Origin of the sequence: Mycobacterium lehmannii (assembly GCF_002245535.1) — a bacterium.
In the GTDB taxonomy this organism is placed as follows: Bacteria; Actinomycetota; Actinomycetes; order Mycobacteriales; family Mycobacteriaceae; genus Mycobacterium; species Mycobacterium lehmannii.
The window spans coordinates 1-678 of the sequence record NZ_NKCN01000073.1 but is presented as its reverse complement, the minus strand read 5'-3'; the positions used below and the strand labels follow the sequence as shown (position 1 = coordinate 678).

The 678-nt window shown below is 66.2% G+C and carries 1 pseudogene; it reads left to right on the top strand.

Annotated features, from left to right (window positions below):
* Positions 1-543 (top strand): annotated as a pseudogene (locus CEX87_RS26905) (lytic transglycosylase); the annotation flags it as partial.
* Between the last annotated feature and the right edge of the window lie 135 nt (positions 544-678).

Genomic DNA, 678 nt, shown 5'->3' with positions numbered 1-678 from the left:
GGGCTACCGATGGGCGGCCCACGTGGGGGCGGTGGCGGGTTATCGGGATTCAACACTCCGCAGATCGCCAAGGTGGCGGGTTTGACGGGCCAGCTCCAGCGAGGCCCGTTGGCGCAGCGCTACACCGGAATCCGGCTTCGGCCCAGCGATATTCCGGGCACGCCGGGGGCGGCCAATATCCGCGCCGCGATCAACAGGGCCCTCGACATCAAGGGCATTACCCACCCGCGGGCGCGCCGCAACTGGGAGACCGGGATGATGGTGGTCTCCGCGCGGGAGTCGGGCCACAATCCGAACGCGCAGAATAGCTGGGATAGCAACGCAGCTAACGGAACTCCGTCACAAGGCGCATTTCAGTTCATCGAGCCGACGTTTCGGGCATACCATGAGCCGGGCACGTCACCGTTTCTGCGTGACCCGGTGGCCCAGGCCGCGGCGTTCGTCAACTATGCGATGGGCCGATACGGAGTGTCGGCCGACGGCTCGGATCTGGCGGCCAAAATTCAGCAGGCCGACCCGACACGGTCACCGAGGGGGTACTGAACCGCGGCGCCAAAATTGTGTCTGGGGGTTAGTGCGGGGTCGCTGATACTGGTTTCGTGTCGGTTGGCGCGGTGGTGGCTCAGGTCGGTGAGGTGCTGGGCCGCGCGCACGCGTTGTTCGGTGATCCGCCGGCAT